Annotated in this window: 14 protein-coding genes; 5 read left to right on the top strand and 9 right to left on the bottom strand. The window is 44.5% G+C overall.

All coding sequences use genetic code 11. The features are described from left to right. The first annotated feature begins 301 nt into the window (after positions 1-301). From H8S84_RS11160 to H8S84_RS11150, 3 genes are read left to right on the top strand one after another with little or no spacing between them, the layout of a single operon-like run. The gene (locus H8S84_RS11160) at positions 302-1,744 is read left to right on the top strand and encodes an SLC13 family permease (protein WP_187067428.1); all 1,443 of its coding nucleotides are present in this window, start codon (positions 302-304) and stop codon (positions 1,742-1,744) included. A gap of 49 nt (positions 1,745-1,793) precedes the next feature. Further along, positions 1,794-1,985, top strand: coding sequence for a hypothetical protein (locus H8S84_RS11155; protein ID WP_187067427.1), 192 nt, complete (start codon positions 1,794-1,796; stop codon positions 1,983-1,985). 18 nt (positions 1,986-2,003) lie between these two features. After that, a complete protein-coding gene (locus tag H8S84_RS11150; protein ID WP_187067426.1) occupies positions 2,004-2,186 on the top strand; it encodes a hypothetical protein in 183 nt (60 codons plus the stop codon). A 124-nt stretch (positions 2,187-2,310) separates the two neighbouring features. Here H8S84_RS11150 and H8S84_RS11145 read toward each other — a convergent pair whose 3' ends face one another. Continuing rightward, positions 2,311-2,733 carry a cupin domain-containing protein gene (locus tag H8S84_RS11145; RefSeq protein ID WP_187067425.1) on the bottom strand — a complete coding sequence of 141 codons (423 nt, stop codon included), beginning with the start codon at positions 2,731-2,733 and terminating at the stop codon, positions 2,311-2,313. Between the two features lie 340 nt (positions 2,734-3,073). Continuing rightward, positions 3,074-5,605 carry a replication restart helicase PriA gene (gene priA / locus H8S84_RS11140; protein ID WP_187067424.1) on the bottom strand — a complete coding sequence of 844 codons (2,532 nt, stop codon included), beginning with the start codon at positions 5,603-5,605 and terminating at the stop codon, positions 3,074-3,076. Between the two features lie 192 nt (positions 5,606-5,797). Between priA and H8S84_RS11135 the strand changes: the two genes are divergently transcribed. Together H8S84_RS11135 and H8S84_RS11130 are read left to right on the top strand one after the other, a co-directional pair. After that, complete coding sequence (locus tag H8S84_RS11135; RefSeq protein WP_187067423.1) at positions 5,798-6,667, top strand: sigma-70 family RNA polymerase sigma factor; 870 nt, start codon at positions 5,798-5,800, stop codon at positions 6,665-6,667. A 64-nt stretch (positions 6,668-6,731) separates the two neighbouring features. Continuing rightward, on the top strand, positions 6,732-7,139 hold the full coding sequence (locus H8S84_RS11130; RefSeq protein WP_187067422.1) for a hypothetical protein: 408 nt from the start codon (positions 6,732-6,734) through the stop codon (positions 7,137-7,139). Between the two features lie 4 nt (positions 7,140-7,143). On the opposite strand, the gene H8S84_RS11125 is transcribed toward H8S84_RS11130, so the two are convergent. From H8S84_RS11125 to rpsF, 7 genes are all read right to left on the bottom strand, one after another. After that, the gene (locus tag H8S84_RS11125; protein ID WP_187067421.1) at positions 7,144-9,204 is read right to left on the bottom strand and encodes a thioredoxin domain-containing protein; all 2,061 of its coding nucleotides are present in this window, start codon (positions 9,202-9,204) and stop codon (positions 7,144-7,146) included. Between the two features lie 97 nt (positions 9,205-9,301). Continuing rightward, positions 9,302-10,285 carry a GSCFA domain-containing protein gene (locus tag H8S84_RS11120; protein WP_187067420.1) on the bottom strand — a complete coding sequence of 328 codons (984 nt, stop codon included), beginning with the start codon at positions 10,283-10,285 and terminating at the stop codon, positions 9,302-9,304. Between the two features lie 204 nt (positions 10,286-10,489). After that, entirely contained in the window at positions 10,490-11,548 is a 1,059-nt protein-coding gene (locus H8S84_RS11115) for a hypothetical protein (RefSeq protein WP_187067419.1), read from the bottom strand. 3 nt (positions 11,549-11,551) lie between these two features. After that, positions 11,552-12,040: a T9SS type A sorting domain-containing protein gene (locus tag H8S84_RS11110; protein WP_187067418.1), complete on the bottom strand. Its 489-nt coding sequence runs from the start codon at positions 12,038-12,040 to the stop codon at positions 11,552-11,554. Positions 12,041-12,414: 374 nt separating this feature from the next. Further along, entirely contained in the window at positions 12,415-12,858 is a 444-nt protein-coding gene (rplI, locus tag H8S84_RS11105; protein ID WP_187067417.1) for a 50S ribosomal protein L9, read from the bottom strand. A gap of 12 nt (positions 12,859-12,870) precedes the next feature. Continuing rightward, entirely contained in the window at positions 12,871-13,122 is a 252-nt protein-coding gene (gene rpsR / locus H8S84_RS11100; protein WP_007652662.1) for a 30S ribosomal protein S18, read from the bottom strand. Further along, on the bottom strand, positions 13,122-13,490 hold the full coding sequence (gene rpsF, locus H8S84_RS11095) for a 30S ribosomal protein S6 (protein WP_187067416.1): 369 nt from the start codon (positions 13,488-13,490) through the stop codon (positions 13,122-13,124). The genes rpsR and rpsF overlap by 1 nt, the downstream gene beginning before the upstream one ends. Positions 13,491-13,897: the final 407 nt, after the last annotated feature.

The raw sequence follows: 13,897 nt of genomic DNA, 5'->3' as shown, positions 1-13,897 counted from the left end.
GCTAAAGGTGCCCCTTAAAGGGGGTAGGGGGATGACAATCGTTACGAGATCCCATTTTGCTTTTCTGCAGTGCCTGTTCCAACCACCCTTACCCCTCCTTATCTAAGGCGGGGAATTTGGTACTGCTATTTGCAAAGGTACAGGTATCGTATGTTAGAAGCAGAGGGCAAGGGTAATGTAAAGTGGCAAGGGTGGTTTAACCTTGTGCCGCAAAAACAAGATACCCAAACACTAATAGCTGTACTATATATCTATAAAGTCTTATCTTTAAAACCTATACCTGCAAATATACTTCTACCCTATGCACCTGTCCCGCAGAAACATTGGTTTGCTACTGGCTCCTGTGGCAGCTATAATTGTCTGGTACCTTGCCGTAGGTTTGCCTTTCGAGGCGCGGGTGGTGGCTGCCATTATGATTTTCTGCCTGGTGTTTTGGATGACAGAGGTAATTCCACTTTCCATGACGGCGTTTCTGGGGGTGCTATTGGCAGTGATGGTAGGAGTAGCCGAGATCGAGACAGCTTTTCAGAACCTGGGCCATCCGATTATTCTGCTCTTTATCGGTAGCTTTCTACTGGCCCGCTCCATGACGCGCCACGGCCTTGACAAGCGCATTGCCTTGTTTATACTATCGCAGCCATACTTTCAGAAAAGCCTGTTCCGGTTATTCCTCGGGTTTTCGCTGGTGTCTTTTGTGCTCTCGATGTGGGTGAGTAATTCGGTAACGGTAGCTATGCTATTGCCGCTTACTTTAGGTGTTACGCAACTGGTTTGCCGCCAGGAGGAGGGAAGTGATTCAGCCGCTGTGTATTTTTTGTTAGGAATTGCTTACAGCGCCTCTATTGGTGGTATTAGCACTATTATAGGCTCCCCGCCGAATCTTATAGGTGTAAATTACTTAGCTCAGCAAGGGGTACGCATCGATTTTCTGCAATGGATGCTGATGGCTTTGCCTGTTTCACTTACTATGTATGGAGCCATGTTGCTATATATGTATTACTACCTGAGCAAAAGCGGGTACAAAAAGCAATTGGTTAAAGACTATGTTGAGAGAGAGGCTAGTAAAAAAGAGCGGTTGAAAAAAGGAGAATTGGTAACCATGGGAGTGTTTGTGCTTGCCGTTATACTTTGGCTTGCACCAGGTTTTCTGAACCTGCTCGGCTTTGAAGAAGCCTATACTTTTATGAGTACCTATTTCGCTGAAAGCACTGTGGCTGTACTGGCGGCACTGCTACTGTTCCTTATTCCACCTGGTCAGGAGAACAAGGGATTAGGCACTATAACCTCCGATGATTTAGCTAAAATCGATTGGGATACTATCCTGCTTTTTGGGGGAGGTATGGCACTTGGGCAATTAGTTGTGTCTTCTGGTCTGGCAGATATGATTGGCAGAGGCATTACTATCATAATAGATCCAACACAGCAATTGATGCTCATATTTATACTAGTGTTGCTGGTGCTGTTCTTAACAGAGGTAAGCTCTAATACAGCCATCGCCATCACATTCGTACCTATTATTATAGGTGTGCTACTGGAGATAAACATGCCTTTGCTCTATCCGGTGCTGGGTGTTGTAATTGCCTGTAGCTTTGCCTTTATGCTGCCAGTGGCTACTCCTCCTAACGCTATCGTGTACGGCAGCAAACAAGTGCCTATTGCCACGATGGTGAAGACTGGCTTTGTGCTGAATATACTTGGTGCCTTCCTCATCACAGTTTTCGTGGCTTTATACCTTGCGCTCTAATAAGGAAGTTTTGGTTTTATGCTTATATTCGGAAGTATAAACTAAATAAATGAAAAGGACATATATTAGAATGGCACTGGCTAGTGTCTGCTTTCTATTTGCAGGGCTTAAGCTAAAAGAACTGCTTCAAGGGCCAGGTAATTATGCATGGCAGGACCTTTTTAAAGTTGGTGCCTTTGTTGTGCTAGGCCTGTTTTACATTTACCTGATCTGGAAGGAGAAAAGTAATCCTTCATCCTAAATCTTAACTATACCCTTTATGCAAAACCGTCGACCTTATAGAATAGTGATGACCGTAGTATGCTTTGTGTTTGCAGCACTTAACGGTTATAGAATCTTACAAGGGAATTACAGTGGGATGGATGTGTTCCTGTTGGTTGTTTTCTTGGCATTCGGACTGATTTACCTGTTCATCCTGCTACGCAAAAAGAACGATGCCTAAAGGGAAATTATAGAAAAGGAAAAACCTGAAAGCCTATATTATCTTGGTAGATTAATCAGACTTTCAGGTTTTCAACTTTTAGCCAAAGGTATTTATTTATACGGCAACGGTTTGGACGTGGTTGTTAATTTTGCGAAAAAAATGAGTAAAAATTTTTCGCAGACTGAATTTGCTCTGCTTTCTCCTCGTAAACAACAGCTTTAAAGGCTTCAGAGCCCATATTCACTGTTTTATACTTGGTAGCATCTGTCCAGAGCAAATCGCCGGCTCTAACTTTTATCTCTTCCGTTTTACCTTCCGAAGTGGTTATCTTCAGTGTGCCACTTGTAGCAGCATAAGCTTTCTGGCCCGGGTGCGCATGCACATCTGCAAATTGGCCTGGTTTCAGCTCAATTTCCCAGAGCCGCATACTGTTGTTATCCAGTAGTTGTGAAAAGCTCTGTCCAGTGTTTTTAGAGGCACAACCGTCTCCGGGGTCGCCTGCCCAGGCTGTTACGGTTAATAGAGTGAATGATAAGATGGCGGCAGATTTCAATAAATTCTTCATAGTGGTTTTTGAATTAGGATTGGGTTTTGATATTTGGTAGTAGTGTGTAAAACCAGCAGCTAAGCAGGTGAGATGATAGCTGCGCTGGTAACGTGGTTGTATAATTAATACGCCTTTAATAGGTGTGGTATTGCATCGAGCCAAGTATTCTTAGTAACATTTAACTTTTCTTTAACCGTTCCTTAACACAAGTATGCTTTTTATACTTGTTATGATTAAAAGATGCATTACAGCTGTGGCTAGTTGCTTCGGCTTATGTTAAAAAAGTGTTAAACTTACACACGCACCATAGGGCCAGCCCAATAGCAGGTAGAATAAGACAAAAGAAGTAAGGGGAAGGCTAAACGGGATCTACGTCGGCAACAATCCGCACGTCTTTAAAATCGGGGAGAAGCTTTAGGTTAAATATTGCCTGGGCAATCTGGCCTTTGGCAGATCGCAGGTTGGTGGTTTCACGGGGCAACTTGATGTGCACCTCCTGCAGAAACAGGTTACGTATTTTAAAGATATACGGCACCTCGGGCCCCAGCACCTGCTGTTTCCCAAGCCTGTCGGTCAGGTCTTTGGCCAATACGATGGCTGCATTTTCGGAAGTGCGTTCATCCACATGCTTCACGGTAACCTTTATCATCCGCACAAAAGGAGGGTAGCCAAAGCGCAAACGCTCCTCAATTTCGTGCTCGTACAGGCTTAAATAATCATTGCTGCGCACTTTCCTGAAGATTGGCTGCAGCGGATCGCGCGTCTGAATAATAACTGCACCCGGCTTTTCTTTACGGCCAGCACGCCCACTTACCTGTACAAACAGCTGGTACGCGCGCTCATGCGCTCTGAAATCGGGGAAGTTGATAATCGTATCGGCATTAAGTATACCCACAAGACTCACGTGCTCAAAGTCGAGGCCTTTAGTTACCATCTGCGTGCCCACCAGCACATTGGTCTTGCCTGTTTCAAAGTCAGCGATTATCTGCTGATAGCTGTTCTTCTTCTTGGTGGTGTCTAAGTCCATACGCTGCACATCGGCGCTTGGCAGCATCAGCTTTAACTCGTCTTCTACCTTCTCTGTACCGAAGCCCATACTTTTAAGGGTAGTGGCGCCGCAGGCAGGGCAGTCGTGGGGCATGCGTTCGTGGTAGCCGCAATAGTGGCAGCGAAGCTCGTTATTATACTTGTGGTACGATAAGCTTACCGCGCAGTGCTTGCACTTGGGTATCCAGCTGCACTCATCGCAGCTGATGAAGGGTGCGTAGCCGCGCCGGTTCTGGAAAAGTATAACCTGCTCTTTCCGGTTAAGCCGCTCCTCAATAGCTGTTAAAAGCTTGCCTGAGAAATGGCTGTGCATATTTTTACGGTGCTGCTCTTCGCGTGTGTTTACCAGCTCAATTTCAGGGAGCTGCGCCTCTCCGAAGCGTTTATGCATCTCCACTAGTCCCCAGCGGCCGGTTTTGCAGTTGTAATAGGTCTCTACTGACGGAGTGGCTGAACCAAGCAACGTTTTAGCACCCTGCAAATGTGCCATCATCAAGGCTGTTTCGCGTGCGTTGTATCGTGGAGCCGGGTCGTACTGCTTGTAGCTTGCCTCATGCTCCTCATCAATTATGATCAGAGAAAGATCGTGGAAGGGCAGGAATACAGAAGACCGCACACCTACCACCACCTGGAAACGACCAGAAAGTATACCCTGCCATACTTCGGCACGCTCGTTATCAGAAAATTTAGAGTGGTATACCCCTAGCTTTTCACCAAAAACCTTCATCAGGCGCTGCACGATCTGGGCAGTAAGGGCAATCTCAGGCAACAAGTATAACACCTGGCCTCCGCCGTCTAGGGCATGTTTGATCAGGTCGATGTATACTTCTGTTTTACCACTACCTGTAACTCCATGTAGCAGCACAGTATCTTTCTCCTTGAACAGCCCCAGAATCTCATCCTTCGCCTTTGCCTGGTGTTCAGACAGCGTCATAGGCAGTAATTTGGCCTGATGCTCCACGGGAAACCTTGATACCACCTGGTCAAACTGCTCTAAAACGCCTTTTTTTATCAGCGTGTTAATAGACGAGGCCGACAGGTGAGGGGAGTTGGTCAGTTCGCTTTTCTCGATGCCTTTGAAGTTCAGGTGGATGTCCTGGTGCACCGGCACTTTCTGCAGGTAATTCAGCAGCACATCGAGTTGCTTGGGCTGTGGTGCCAGTTGGTTAAACAACTCTTCCAGCATGCCCTCGTCCTGCACAAAATGCTCGGAAATACGCAACTTCTTCACCACCTTCGGCGAGAACTTGTCGCTTACCTGCTCATATATAATGATCGCCTCCTTCTGGATAAGCGACTTGATAAACTTGTGGTAGCTTTTGATCTGCAGCAGGTTGCCTATATCGGTAAAAGTAAGTGCCTGGTTGTGCTGCAGTGCATAGATGATCTTCTCTTCCTGTGGGGCAAGTATAAGCTCGTCTTCTTCTGGGTTATAGTGCGGGTGCAGCTGAATGCGTGATTCGCTGCTGAGTTTAAGAGCAGACGGAAGGGCAGCATTAATTACCTCACCAAGGGTGCACATGTAGTAATCCGCAATCCACTTGAACAGCTTTAACTGCGGTGTGGTGATGATCGGTTTATCATCGAGTACGTCCAGAATATACTTTGCCTGGTAGTCTGCCGGAGCATTCTGATGGATCTCGGCTACAATGCAACTTAGCACCTTCTTTGCACCGAACTGTACAATTACCCGCGCTCCTACCATCACCTCGTCGTTCATCTCGAACGGGATGCGGTAAGTATAAAGCTTCGGCAAAGGCAGCGGCAGAATTACGTCAGCGAAAAACGTGACACGCTCCACAGCCTGCTCCGGCGGGTAATTAAAATTTAGTAGCTCTGACAAAGGGTGTTAGTATAGATGCTTCTGCAAAGGTCGTAAAAAAGGAGGTAAATGCTAAATGCTTGGTTGCCGAATTGCAGACATCCTGGAACGCAACATAACTAAGGCACTGCTAATGGTACAGAACGTGTAAAATGCAGTTTTATGGTTTATTTGCAGAAAATCAGCCACATTTGCTCTACATAGGACTCTGGTATGACCACATTGCTTGTAAATAAAGCTACAGCTTTTGAAAGTGTAAGGCCGCTACTGCATAGTATAGCTTATAAAATGACAGCCTCTGTTGCCGACAGCGAAGATATTCTGCAGGATGTACTGGAAAAATGGCTGCACCAGGAGGCTGCAGTAATTAACAGTAAAGCATATTTGGCAAAGGCCGTGGCCAATACAGCACTCAATTATCTTAAGAAGCGGAAACAAGAGCAGGATAATTACTTCGGACTCTGGTTGCCAGAGCCACTTACCACTCCCCAAAAAGAGGGCTATACTGTTACCGACGAGCAACTGGATTACGGCTTTATGCTTTTAATGGAAAAGCTTTCGCCACTGGAAAGAGGAGTATACCTGCTTCGCGAGAGCTTTGGTACGCCTTACGATGAATTAGCTGATAGCTTTGGAATAAAGCAGGACCATTGCCGCCAGTTATACCACAGAGCAAAAGAAAAGCTGTCTGCATCTAAACGCCACCATGTGGATCCGGCGCGGAAAAAGAAGATACTAAACTTATTCGAGGAGGCCTGCCTGTCCGGCAATCTAACCACACTGATTGAGCAGTTAAGAGAAGATGTGGTTTTTTACTCAGATGGAGGAGGCAAAGTGCCTGCCGCAGTTAATAACATCCATGGCAAGAAAAACGCATCTAAGTTCCTGAAAGGCATTTATAGCAAGAATGGCATCAGGGCAGTTTTCAAATTCGCCTACCTGAACAATTCACCTGCTGCTGTAGTGTTTATCAATGGTAAACCAGATACCATTGCTATTCTGGCAGCAGACGCAGGCGGAATAAGCGAAATGTATTTTGTGCGGAATCCGGATAAAATTCAGCATTTACATACTTTTTTGTAAAATTTTCTTCATTCGTTGTCACAAAACCAAAAGGCTGTTGTCATAGAGGTAAAAATCTAACTCTATGAAAACCAAAATCACTATTACCATTGCCAGAGTACTTTTGGGGGCTATCTTCGCCTTCGCCGGGATTAACGGATTTTTGCTGCTAATTGGGATTGAGCCTTTAGGTGCTACTTCTGTACATGTGCCTTTCATGCAGGTGCTTGTTTCCACGCCTTATGTTATTATTCCATTAAAAGCTGCAGAGCTAACAGCCGGAATCCTGCTGCTTATTAATAGGTTTGTGCCAATGGCTTTGCTGATACTTGTGCCGATAGGCTGTAACATCTTTCTTTTCCATCTTTTTGCAGACCAAAGCCTTTTGCTGAACGGTTTTATCGTGCTGGGCCTGCTAAGTATACTGCTATACCACTACAGAGGCCACTACAGCCAGCTTCTTGTTTACAGAACTGACAATGTGCTTCGGTAACCTGTCAGAGAGCAGGAAATTTCTCACTTTCCTGTTTTCCTCTGACCTGCTCTAAGGCCTCTGCCGCGGTATGTACGGGGAATTTACAGGTTTTGTCCTGGCAAACATAAACGGTTGTTTTACCCTGTATAGCCACTCTGTGCTCTAGCAGTGGCAGGTCGCTTATATCTTGTGTACCAGCTAGTATAACGTTAGGCAGGTAAAATGAGCTTAGCTCGGCGCGCATTTCCGGGGCCTCTGGTCCTACAATGGCTATCTCGGTTGGGTGAGCCAGTTTATAATAATATAGTATAGCCCAGTTGCTAAGGTGGCTGGGCTCTTTAATTATCAGCTCATTTACTTTTGCCAACATACTATCAGACAGTTCTTCGTATTGCTGCTCATCAAAATATTGCCCCAGCAGGTGCAGGTTGATGGCCATCACAGAGTTTGAGGATGGAATTACATTGTCTATGATCTCTTTTTTGCGCGCTATCAGCTTTTGGGAAGATTTATCGGTAAAATAAAACAAACCCTCAGCCTCGTCAAAGAAGTTGTTCAAAGTATAAACTGTCAGCTCTTTTGCCTTTTGCAGCCACTTTTCTTCAAAGGTAACTTCATACAAGCGTATCAAGGCTGAGGTAAGTAAGGCATAGTCCTCCAGGAAAGCGTCTATACTTGCTTTGCCATTCTTATAACTGTGATAGAGTCTTCCGTCTTTGCACAGGTTCTTAAGTATAAACTCCGCGTTCTGGATAGCCAGCTTCAGAAAATGCTTGTTACCGAAAGTATAATAGGCATCTGCGAGCCCCTTTAGCATCAGGGCGTTCCAGGAGCAGAGGATTTTGTCGTCTAAAGCAGGCCGCACACGAGTGGACCGTACTTCCATTATTCTCTCTTTCCAATTCTGAACCATATCCTGCAGCACCTCCAGTTCCAGTTCGTTCTCTTCGGCAAATGCTTCGTCGCTGATGCGGCGGTACAGAATGTTGCGGCCATGCTCAAAATTACCTGCTGCCGTGGCATGGTAGTATTTTGAAAACAGTGGCTCTTCAGATCCGAACAACTGGTGTAGTTCATTCTTCGTGAACGTATAAAATTTGCCTTCTTCTCCTTCGCTGTCTGCATCCAGGGACGAGTAGAAGCCTCCTTCTGGGCTCTTCAGCTCACGCTCCACAAAGGCAATGGTTTCGTAAACAACATCATGGTAAAGTGTTTCACGTGTAGCCTGGTAAGCCTCCGCATAAAGTGATACAAGCTGACCATTGTCGTACAGCATCTTTTCGAAGTGCGGTACCAGCCACTCTTCGTCTACTGAGTAGCGGGCAAATCCACCGCCAACCTGGTCGTTGATACCACCATAGGCCATCTGCTGCAATGTTAAGTGCAGGTGCTTTAAAGCTTGTTCGTTTTGGGAATGATGGATGTAGCGCAGCAACCACAGGTAGTTGCTAGGCATCGGGAACTTGGGGGCAGGAGAGAGGCCGCCGTGCTTTTTGTCGAAGCGTGAGCTGAAGGTGTAGTACATCTGCTTCAGTTCCTCTTCCTGCACCTGCAGCTCATGCTGCTTTAAGCCGTACACTTCGAGTTCGCTGCGGTTAAGGTGTTCGGCAAATTGCTCTGCCGAGGTATCCAGCTCCTGTCGGTTTTGGGTAAAGGCCGTCGCAATGTTGCGTAGCAGGGTTAGCCACTGCTGTGGCGGGAAATAAGTGCCTCCATAAAATGGCTTTGCATCCGGGTTCAGGAAAACGTTCAGGGGCCAGCCGCCTTGTAAGCCCATTGCCTGTAGAGCATCCATATAAACAGCATCCACATCGGGCCGCTCTTCGCGGTCTACTTTTATGCAAACGAAGTGCTGGTTCATCACCTCAGCTATTTTTTCGCTCTCAAAAGACTGATGCTCCATTACGTGGCACCAATGGCAGGCGGCATAGCCTATACTTACAAGTATGGGTTTATCTTCCTGCTTGGCACGATTCAGCGCATCTTCTCCCCACGGATACCAGTCTACAGGGTTGTAAGCATGCTGCAGCAGATAAGGGCTACTTTCGTCTAAAAGTCGGTTTGCTTTCTTTGTCTTTGCCATACACGTACCATTTAACCTGAACAGGGCTATTATTAGTTACGGGCAGTAAGAGCAAAAGTATTAGCCAGAAAGGCAGTAAAAGGTATAAGTATGGCTTCTAGCGTGTCAAAGTTTGCTGATGCAGGGCGTGTTGCTCTGCGGCAACATCAATTTTATACTTGTCTGCGATGTGCTGCAGCTGCGTGGCTGTGCTCTTCAAAAAAGCCTGATGTGCCTCCGACTCCGGGTAAAATGGCTTATGGGAAAGCGCGCGCGCAATCTTTTCCCACTCCACAGTAAACTGCTGGAATGACTCATTATAATATGCCTTCACAAATTTCTCCCAGATATAATTCTCAGCCAGCGAAGTTGGGTGCAGCATATCATCTTTATAGTAACGGTAGTCGCGCAGATCATCCATCATAACCTCGTAGGCAGGAAAGTACAGTACATCCGGGTTGTTCTCCTGTAGGTAATGGCAGAGCAGGCGCAGCTCGGATTTGCTCACGCTGTTCATTTGCAGGGTTTCTTTTACATGGCGCACCGGGCTTACCGTTAACAGCACTTTTAGCCCTGGGTTTATACTTTTAAGCAATGCCAGTGTTTCCTCAAAGTATACTTTGGTCTCTTCGAGGTTAAGAAGCACGCGGTTAAAGTTCTTAGCTGGTAATTTATGGCAATTGGCCACCACCTCGCTTGTTTGCACCAACTCATATGCTACTGCCGTGCCGAGGGTAATAATCAGGAGTGATGACTGCTGCAGGTGTTGTTTTGTAGTCTGCAGGCGCTCATGAATCTGCGAAAGGAGTTGGTCTTTGTCAGGGGAGGAGACAGAGGAGTGCAGGTCATACGCATGCCAGATCTTGTTGTGGTGCACCAGGTGTTGCTCAAAATCATACTCTCTGCCAAGTGCCGCATTTAAGAGCCTGCACACCGAAACCGGGTTAAAAATGGTGCCAAAGGGGTTAACCAGCACATCTACTTTGTTTTGCTGTAGTTTGCTCCCGATCACTTCTGCAAAGCAGGAACCAATAGTTACTACCTTATCCTCTAAGGCCAGGTCAAGTCCGGATTTGGGTACAACTACTTCTGTGCGAAACATAATGCAAGTATAAGTATGGCTGAGTATTAATGTGAAGCCCTGTCTGAAAACATATACTTCCAGTTGATGGTTCGTGTAGCTTCAGTCCCCAATAAGTATACTTTGGGCTACAGGAATCAGTACCTAAGGTACAAAAAAAAGCGTTCTGCCTACAGGCAGAACGCTTTTTTCTAATATTAGAACTATTATTTATTTAACTATAACTTATTCAATTTTAGTTACTTTTGCCTGTGTATATGTTTCTCCTGTTCCAAAACTTGATGCGACACCAAGGCCAATATTTAGTCTTTCGGCTCCACATCTTTGCTGAATTTCAAATGTTGTAGGGGTATTAATTATTATTTCACCTTGAATAATAGAAATTGCTATACTTGGTGATGTAGGATTTGATAAGGTGGTACTCCCGTACATTACATCCATATTCGTTTCGATAGCTTTTATTTTAGCTTGTGACAAAGATGCAGCATAAGTGGGTGCAGTAACTTCAATAAAATAACGACCAGGCTGTAGCGTAAACCTATTGTTGGCTAGTGATATAAAACTTGTCTCACCACCTAAGGTGTTTAGAACACGAGTGTTCCATACGTAGCCAACGCATGATCCTCCATGTACTCCAGACGGGCGCTCATCTCTTAGAAAAGCTATTTTAGTAGATCCCGCCGGCCCTTCTGGTCCTGCCGGTCCTGTGGCTCCTGTTTCACCCGCTGGTCCCGCTGGTCCCGCCGGTCCTGCCGGTCCTGTGGCTCCTGTTTCACCCGCCGGTCCCGCTGGTCCTGTGGCTCCTGTTTCACCCGCTGGTCCCGCTGGTCCTGCCGGTCCTGTGGCTCCTGTTTCACCCGCCGGTCCCGCCGGTCCTGGAGTTCCACTACTTTCTGCATACAAAGCGTACGGAACGCTCATAAGCTGACTTGTTCCTACAATTGTATAAGTTTTACCTTTCGTTAAAGTAGTTTCTGTTCTTATAAAATAAGGGCCTGTTTTCCAGTCGATAGCTGCAAACTCTCCCTTTGTGGTTATACCTTTGCCTATTTCTATTGAGATCAAACCATTAGCATCTGTATTTGTATTTTGAGTTTCTTCGTAAACAACTACACCGTTCGATGATCCTTGTAATACACTTATTCGCATATTTACTGAAGAATTACTAATTAATGCATTGTCTGAATTTCTAATTATAGCTTGATAACTCAACATCTGAGGAACCTGAGCATAGACGCTCACAGCGAGCAGAATCGCTGAAAAGAGTGTAAAGAGTTTTTTCATATATTATTTTTCGTTTACAATTTTTAGGGTCTTGATATGCTCATCTTTATTGAAAACTTTTAAATAATAGTTTCCTCGCTGTAATTCGTCTGTTGAGATGGTTACTTTTGAAGCAACTAAAGGTGTACGCCTTACTATAAGACTGCCTTGTGAGCTATAAATAGCATAGCTTATATCTTCATAGGAATCACTATCTATGTGGAGCACAAAAAAATCTGTTGATGGATTTGGGTAAGCAGTAATAGTGCTTCCTTTGTCTTTCCTGCCTTTTGATATAATAATTATTTGTGGTTGCTGTATACCCGTAGTAATTGTTAATTCATCATTACTGTTTATAGTATAAAATATCTGACCATATGAGTAGCTAATAGTAATAGCTTTATCATCATCACTTGCTGTGCCACCAGAAGTAACAGGCGAACTTTGCGCGAGCACTGTATTTCCCCAAGTAGCAAGAGAAATGAATACAGTAGTACAAATCAATTTTATCATAAAGTAACTGTATTGTATTTATTTGGTTTTTAATTTACTATATCTAATGTTGTTGGGACATTGAGTAGACAATTACTTAGCGAAATGAGTTAAAGTTTCATGTGACTATAACTATATTTGAATAAAATATAAAAATACTCAAAAAGGATTAGGGGTAATTTACTTGGAGAATAAATGAACTAACGGTGGGAGAGTGTATGCCCTAACTTTAAAAGGAAATATAATGGGCTAATTGGTAAGAGATCAAACTATAAACAACTTCGATCAATCTGAAAATAACTGAGGCTATTAAAGGAAAGGATCTTAGAGTGAAGGCAAAAAAAAGCGTTCTGCCTGTAGGGCAGAACGCTTTGGTAGTAGTCTTTTTAATCTGCTTATTCAGCAACCACGTTAAATTTAACCTGGTGCTTCACTTCTTTGTGCAGGTTAAGCGTTGCAGTATATTCACCTGCAGACTTCACATCCTGATCAAAAGAAATACGCTTACGGTCTACATCAAACCCTTTTGCCTTAAGGGCATCAGAAACCTGAAGTGTTGTAACAGAACCGAATATCTTGCCAGACTCACCAACTTTAGCAGGAATCTCAAGAGTTAGGTCACCGATACTGTTAGCCAGCTCCTGTGCGTCGTTCTGGATTTTCTCAGCTTTGTGAGCAGCCTGACGGATGTTCTCAGCAACAACCTTCTTGTTAGATGTGCTAGCGATAACCGCTAAACCCTGTGGGATAAGGTAGTTACGGCCATATCCTGGCTTAACTGTTACTGTATCGTTTTTGTAGCCTAGGCCTTTAACGTCATCTTTAAGTATTACTTCCATCGTTTGCCCTCCTTATTTTAAAGAATCTGTTACATAAGGTAAAATAGCAAGGTGTCTTGCTCTGGCAACCGCCTGAGATACTTTGCGCTGGAATTTCAGGCTAGTACCTGTAAGTCTTCTTGGAAGAATCTTACCCTGCTCGTTTACAAACTTAAGCAGGAAGTTACCGTCTTTGTAGTCGATATACTTAATTCCGCTCTTCTTGAAACGGCAGTATTTCTGACGGTTTTCTTGTTTGTGTACTCTTTCGTTAACTAAGCTCATTACCCTTTAACCTCCTCTTTTTTAGCTTGTGATTTGAACTCTCCGTTTCTTCTGCGCTCGTTGTAAGCAACTGCGTGCTTGTCAAGTACAGTAGTCAAGAAACGAACAACTTTTTCGTCACGGCGGTAAGTCAGCTCAAGTGCGTCCACAATGCTCGGAGTTGCTTTGAACTCGATCAGGTGGTAGAAACCTGTAGACTTCTTCTGGATTGGATAAGCCAGTTTGCGAAGACCCCAGTTTTCTTCGTGGATAATGTCGGCGCCATTTTCCTTAAGCACCTGTCTGAACTTCTCGACCGTTTCTTGCATCTGAACGTCGTTCAACAACGGCGTCAGAATGAAGACAGTTTCGTAATTTCTCAATTCCATTCGGTTCGATATATAATTTTGAATTTAAGGCTGCAAATATAGAAGGAAAGAATTTGAATAGCAAATGAAAGTCCTCATTAAAAGTTAATGTGGGGTAACTGCGGGTAGAGCTGCTACAATAATAAGATGAAGACAAAGTATAATCCTACACCTATATATTATAAGGAGTGTGGCCCCAAGCTAAACTAAAAAATAGTCAAACAATCCTATGAATTGTTTGGTTGTAAGAATGACCGATTCTGGGCTAACAGGATGTGTAAAACTGTGGCTGGCAAATACCCTAAAAGTATGGTAAAGCGAAGTCTTTAGTGCAATTTTGCAAAGTCAATTCTATTTAAAATAATTCTAAATAAAAGGCCTTTGCAATTAAATGGACAAGGTTTTGGCAGATTGCGGGGTATGGGGTG

Source organism: Pontibacter cellulosilyticus (assembly GCF_014306105.1).
GTDB classification, from domain to species: Bacteria; Bacteroidota; Bacteroidia; order Cytophagales; family Hymenobacteraceae; genus Pontibacter; species Pontibacter cellulosilyticus.
Note: the sequence above shows the minus strand (reverse complement) of the source record. Positions and strands in the feature narration are given on the sequence as shown.

Coding starts and splice junctions, on each gene's coding strand:
- H8S84_RS11160 (WP_187067428.1), top strand. CDS start 302: ATGCACCTGTCCCGCAGAAACATTGGTTTGCTACTGGCTCCTGTGGCA.
- H8S84_RS11155 (WP_187067427.1), top strand. CDS start 1,794: ATGAAAAGGACATATATTAGAATGGCACTGGCTAGTGTCTGCTTTCTA.
- H8S84_RS11150 (WP_187067426.1), top strand. CDS start 2,004: ATGCAAAACCGTCGACCTTATAGAATAGTGATGACCGTAGTATGCTTT.
- H8S84_RS11145 (WP_187067425.1), bottom strand. CDS start 2,733: ATGAAGAATTTATTGAAATCTGCCGCCATCTTATCATTCACTCTATTA.
- H8S84_RS11135 (WP_187067423.1), top strand. CDS start 5,798: ATGACCACATTGCTTGTAAATAAAGCTACAGCTTTTGAAAGTGTAAGG.
- H8S84_RS11130 (WP_187067422.1), top strand. CDS start 6,732: ATGAAAACCAAAATCACTATTACCATTGCCAGAGTACTTTTGGGGGCT.
- H8S84_RS11125 (WP_187067421.1), bottom strand. CDS start 9,204: ATGGCAAAGACAAAGAAAGCAAACCGACTTTTAGACGAAAGTAGCCCT.
- H8S84_RS11120 (WP_187067420.1), bottom strand. CDS start 10,285: ATGTTTCGCACAGAAGTAGTTGTACCCAAATCCGGACTTGACCTGGCC.
- H8S84_RS11115 (WP_187067419.1), bottom strand. CDS start 11,548: ATGAAAAAACTCTTTACACTCTTTTCAGCGATTCTGCTCGCTGTGAGC.
- H8S84_RS11110 (WP_187067418.1), bottom strand. CDS start 12,040: ATGATAAAATTGATTTGTACTACTGTATTCATTTCTCTTGCTACTTGG.
- rplI (WP_187067417.1), bottom strand. CDS start 12,858: ATGGAAGTAATACTTAAAGATGACGTTAAAGGCCTAGGCTACAAAAAC.
- rpsR (WP_007652662.1), bottom strand. CDS start 13,122: ATGAGCTTAGTTAACGAAAGAGTACACAAACAAGAAAACCGTCAGAAA.
- rpsF (WP_187067416.1), bottom strand. CDS start 13,490: ATGGAATTGAGAAATTACGAAACTGTCTTCATTCTGACGCCGTTGTTG.